The sequence below is a fragment of the Devosia sp. genome (assembly GCF_036406155.1).
Taxonomy (GTDB): Bacteria; Pseudomonadota; Alphaproteobacteria; order Rhizobiales; family Devosiaceae; genus Devosia_A.
This window is the reverse complement of the sequence record NZ_DASWVV010000124.1, coordinates 1-5361: the sequence shown is the minus strand read 5'-3', so window position 1 is coordinate 5361 and position 5361 is coordinate 1. Positions and strand designations below refer to the sequence as shown.

5 protein-coding genes are annotated in these 5361 nt (G+C 71.9%); all 5 read left to right on the top strand.

Going from position 1 to position 5361, the window contains the following annotated elements; translation table 11 throughout:
* Positions 1-638: hypothetical protein (locus tag VGD93_RS07710; protein WP_395010820.1), on the top strand; the 638-nt coding region annotated here is incomplete at its 5' end.
* Between the two features lie 245 nt (positions 639-883).
* On the top strand, positions 884-1876 hold the full coding sequence (locus tag VGD93_RS07705; RefSeq protein WP_395010818.1) for a calcium-binding protein: 993 nt from the start codon (positions 884-886) through the stop codon (positions 1874-1876).
* A 449-nt stretch (positions 1877-2325) separates the two neighbouring features.
* The gene (locus VGD93_RS07700) at positions 2326-3264 is read left to right on the top strand and encodes an ArdC family protein (protein ID WP_395010816.1); all 939 of its coding nucleotides are present in this window, start codon (positions 2326-2328) and stop codon (positions 3262-3264) included.
* On the top strand, positions 3264-3902 hold the full coding sequence (locus VGD93_RS07695) for a hypothetical protein (RefSeq protein WP_395010814.1): 639 nt from the start codon (positions 3264-3266) through the stop codon (positions 3900-3902). Before VGD93_RS07700 ends, VGD93_RS07695 begins: the two co-directional genes overlap by 1 nt.
* A gap of 83 nt (positions 3903-3985) precedes the next feature.
* Positions 3986-5361: ParB/RepB/Spo0J family partition protein (locus VGD93_RS07690; RefSeq protein ID WP_395010812.1), on the top strand; the 1376-nt coding region annotated here is incomplete at its 3' end.

The following is a 5361-nucleotide window of genomic DNA, read 5'->3' as shown; positions in this document are numbered from 1 at the left end:
CGCTCGACCCGCTCACCGGCCTGCCCCTCGCTCCCGAGGTGGCGGAGGACGAGGAAACCGCACCGGCGGAGCCCGCCGAGGTCGGCGCCCCCGCCGCATCGGGCGCCGAGACGGCGGACGGCGAGGGGGTCGACGGCGCGGCGGCGGCGGAGTCTCCACAGGCGAGCGGCGCGGCCGAACCCGCCCCGGCGGAGGACACGGCCCCGGCTGGCGCGGCGTCCCTCGCCACCGCAAGTGCTGATCCGGCCGGTCCGGAAGATGCGGCGGCGGCCGCCAGCGAACCCGTGGCCGAGGACCCGGAGGGCGTGGAGGCCGCCACCGGCGCACCGGCGGTTGAGGACATCGCGGACACGGTGGACACGGCCGCAGCCGATCCGGAAGCCGATCCGGAGGCCGACGCCGATGCGGCGGAGGCGGCTTCCGCGCCGGCCGACGCCGAACCCGACGCGGCGGACGGCACCACCGCAGCGGACGCCGGCACGGCGGAAACCAGCGCGGCGCTGGACAGTCTGGTGTCGGCGATGGGCAGCTTCGACGCCGCCGAAACCAGCGCGGCGGCCGGGGAGCCCGAGCCCGCCCCGGCCGCCGACCCGGCGCCCGAGCCCGCCGCGCACGACGAGGTGAAGCAGCCGGGCTGACGCCGCCCGTCCGGTCCACCCCCGCTCCCGGCGGGGGTGGACCGTCGCCCGGCGTTCCCGAAAACAAAACGGGACGTATTTTAGGAAACTGCATGAAGATCCGGGGATGCCGCGAATAATCGCCGGGCATTTGCTTGCGCCGGCCGCACTTTTCGCTCGCCGGCCACCGCGCGCCAATGTTATGGTTCGTCTGCAACCGGGGCGTGCCGGCCCACGTCTCGGCTCGCACAGAGGGGAACATTGCCATGAGCTTCAACCACCTGCACGCCGCCGCCGCCAACGCCACGGCCTCGACCCTGACCAAGGTGCAGGTCACCGGCGCGCTGATGACCAGCAGCGGCAATCCGATGAACTTCTACCGCGCCGATGGCTCGGGCGTGGTGTGGGGGGCCGACGGCCCGAACCGCTTCATCGGCTCGGACGAGCGCGAATACCTGGTGGGCACCGGCGGCGACGACACCATCGAGGGCGGCGGTGGCAACGACTCCATCGAGGGCAACACCGACAACGACCTGCTCTCCGGTGGCCTGGGCAACGACGACATCAACGGCAACGAGGGCAACGACGTCCTCTACGGCAACCAGGGCGACGATTACGTCGATGGGGGTTCTGGCGACGATGTGCTGTTCGGCGGGCAGGGCAATGATTACGTCGCTAGTGGAGCTGGCAATAACGTTCTCTACGGGAATATGGGAAATGATAATTTAAATGCCGGTAACGGCAATGGTACGCTGTACGGTGGCCAAGGAGACGATGTGCTTGGCGGCGGTGGCGAGGATGATCTTCTGTTCGGGAACCTTGGCGATGACACTCTCAGAGGGGGGGGGGGAGCGGACTATCTGATTGGCGGTGACGGGAACGACCTTCTCAATGGCGAAGATGGGGCCGACACCCTGGACGGCGGTGCTGGCAACGACAGCATGTACGGCTTCGACGGAGCCGATATCTTCATCTTCCGCTCGGGCAGCGGGGTGGACTACCTGGAGTTCTCGCCGGGGTCCCGCGACGCGGAGCGCGGCGGCGACGTCCTGCGCATCGAGCGCAACATCAACGGCACCGACATCGACACCCTGGAGGAACTGCTGGCGCACGCCCGCGCCTCTGTCTTCACGATCAACGCCCCCTTCGGCGTCGTCGAGTTCCCCGCCACCTACATCGACCTGGGCGACGGCAACGGCATCCTCTTCGAGATCAGGTTCAGCGAACTGAACCTCTCCGGCGCCGTCGAATTCTTCTGACGCCCGGTGGCCGCTCGCTCCTCGCTGACCTCGCCGGTCCGATCCGGGCAGGCGAGGCATGCGGCCTGCACTTGCTCGTTTCCCATAACCGGAACATCACATAGCGCTTCCACCGGACGAGGCTCCGGAGCGGCGTCTGGCGGTGCCCGGCCGCGCCGCGCGCGCTCGGCCGCCTTGGTCAGGCGCACGCCGGCGCCCTCGCCGTCGCTGGCGATGAAGATCATGCCGGCCGCCTCCATCGCCTGGGGCAGGGCCCGCGGGTTGGCCGGAACGGGCGCCCGCTCGCCCGTCTCGCCGTGCGCGATAAAGCGGCCGCTCCGGCGGGACGCGGAGCGCCGGCCGGTGGCGTTGCCGTGCCCGGCCGGGTCGAGTGAAAGGAGGGCGGGGGCGGGTGACGGGTGAGGAGGTCGGGAGAGAGGCTCCCGGCCGGCCCGTCGCGGAGACCCGCCATGCCCGATACCGCCCGCTCCGGCGCCCACCGGAGCAACCTCTATGCCGAGATCACCGCCCGGATCATCGCTGAGCTGGAAGCCGGCCGGCTGCCCTGGGTGCAGCCCTGGGGAACCCCGGCCGCCGCCGCCCCGCTCGGCCTGCCCCGCAACGCCGCCACCGGACGCGCCTACACCGGCGTGAACGTGCTCATCCTGTGGGGCGCCGTCATTGCCCACGGCTTCTCCGGCCAGGGCTGGCTCACCTTCCGTCAGTCTCTGGCTCTGTGCGGCCACGTCCGCAAGGGCGAGCGCGGCACCACCGTCGTCTACGCCGACCGTTTCATCCCCGACGACGAGCGCCGGCGCGCGCGGGACACCGGGGACGAACCCCAGTCAGTCCCCTTCCTGAAGCGCTTCACGGTCTTCAACCGCGACCAATGCGAGGACCTGCCCGACGGCATCGCCGTGGCGCCGCCGCCGATCCCGGAGGGGCTGATCCTGCCGCGGGCCGAGGCGCTGATCCGCGCCAGCGGTGTGGATGTCCGCATCGGCGGCACCCGGGCCTTCTACAGCCCCCGGCACGACTATGTGCAGGTGCCGCCTCCGCAGGCCTTCTTCGAGCCCGTCAACTGGCACAGAACGGCTCTCCATGAGCTGAGCCACAGCAGCGGTCACCCGGAAAGGTTGAATAGGGATCTGTCCGGGTCTTTCGGCTCCCGCAAGTACGCCTTCGAGGAACTGACTGCCGAAATTTCGGCCGCCTTTCTCTGCGCGGCGCTCGGCATCGTCCCCACCGTCCGTCACGCCGACTACCTCGGCGCGTGGTTGGACGTCCTTCGCGCGGACGATCACGCCATCGTCCGCGCCGCCAGCCAAGCCAGCAAGGCGGCCGACCACCTCCTCGGCTTCCTGCCCGAATCCGCCCCCGCGGCCGGTGACGAGCGGGAGTCCGTGTGATGGGCGCGCTCTCCTCATGGTGCCGGCCGCCCGAGCCGGGGGCGGGGACGATCCGGCTGCGCGTCCTCAGTCTCGGCGCCGGCGTCCAGTCCACCACCCTGGCCCTGATGGTGGCGCACGGCATCATCGGCCCGATGCCCGATTGCGCCGTCTTCGCCGACACCGGCTGGGAGCCGCAGGCCGCCTACCGCCACCTCGTTTGGCTGATGGCGCCGGGCGTGCTGCCCTTTCCGGTCCACGTCGTCTCGGCCGGCGACCTCCTGGCCGACCTCCTGGCCGGGGCGCGGGGGCAACGCCGGGCGTCCATCCCCGCCGACACCCGCACCGTCACCCCACCCGGGACCGTGGTCCCGCTCGTCGGCGAAGACGGCCAGGGCGGGACGGTCGTCGTCGGCACGCGCGTCCTGCCGGCCGGCCGCGTCGCCATCGCCATGATCCGCAGACAGCGCACCGGCGACTGCAAGGTGGTGCCGATCCGCCGCAAGGTGCGCGACCTGGCCGGGATCGCCGGCCGGCGCTCGCCCACGGTTGCGATGGCGGAGGAGTGGCTGGGGATTTCGCTTGAGGAGGCGGCGCGCATGAAGCCGTCGGTCGAGGGCTGGCAGGTCAATCCGGTTGCGGAGCCGAACCCGGCATAAAGGCAGAGGAGGGCGGGGGATCGGGTGACGGGTGAGGAGGTCGGGAGAGAGGCTCCCGGCCGCCCGTCGCGGAGAACCCCACCATGGCCACGTCCAGGATCGTCCTCAACGCCTCGCGCGACATTCCCTTCAACAGGCTGGTGCTGTCCCAGGCCAACGTCCGCACCGTCAAGGCCGGCGTCTCCATCGAGGAGCTCGCCGAGGACATCGCCCGGCGCACCCTGCTGCACAGCCTCGCCGTCCGCCCGGTGTTCGACGCCGAGGGCGCCGAGACCGGCGTCTTCGAGGTGCCGGTCGGCGGCCGCCGCTTCCGGGCGCTCGAGCTGCTGGTCAAGCAGAAGCGCATGAGCAGGACCCAGCCGGTGCCCTGCGTCGTGCGCACCGCCGGCAGCGCCGAGGAGGACTCGCTGGCCGAGAACGTCCAGCGGGCACCCTTGCACCCGCTCGACCAGTTCCGCGCCTTCCAGATCCTGCGCGGGGCGGGGCTGGGCGAGGAGGAGATCGCCGCCCGCTTCTTCGTCGCCCCCGCCGTGGTGAGACAGCGCCTGAAGCTGGCCGCCGTCGCCCCGGCGCTGCTCGACGCCTACGCCGAGGACCGCATGACGCTGGAGCAGCTGATGGCCTTCACCGTCAGCGGCGACCACGCCCGCCAGGAGCAGGTGTGGGAGGCGCTGTCGCGCGCCTACAGCCGCGAGCCCTACCAGATCCGCCGCCTGCTCACCGAAGGCGCGGTGCGGGCGTCGGACAAGCGGGCGCTGTTCGTCGGGCTGGATGCCTACGAGGCGGCCGGCGGGGCGGTGATGCGCGACCTGTTCCAGCACGACGACGGCGGCTGGCTGCAGGCCCCGGCGCTGCTCGACCGGCTGGTCGCCGACAAGCTGGAGGCCGAGGCCGCCACGGTGCAGGCGGAGGGCTGGAGGTGGGTGGAGGTGGCGCTGGCCTTCCCCTACGGCCACAGCCGGGGGCTGCGCCGTCTGGCCGGCGAACCGGTGCCGCTGAGCGAGGCGGAGCAGGCCACCTACGACGCCTTGCACGCCGAGTACGAGCGGCTGGAGGCGAGCGAGCCGGCCGAGGCGGAAGAGCTGGACGCGGTGGGGCGGCGTCTCGCCGGGATCGACCTGGAGCTGCGGGCGCTGGAGGAGCGGCCGCTGGTCTACGAGAGCGCCGAGGTGGCGCGGGCCGGGGTGTTCGTCAGTGTCGACGCCGAGGGCCGGCTCCAGGTCGACCGCGGCTACGTGCGGCCGGAGGACGAGGCACCGGTCGAGCCGGTGGTGCCGGCCGGCGGCGCGGAGACGCCCGCCGACCCGTGCGGCGGCGGCGGCGCGGTGGCCGGCAAACCCGCGCTCCGGCTAGGGTCGCCGCCTTCCAAAACAGACCATACTCCAACTGGGACAGCTTCCTCCATGCCGCGCCGCCGCGTCCTCACCGACGCCCAGATCACCGCCCTGTTTGCCCTGCC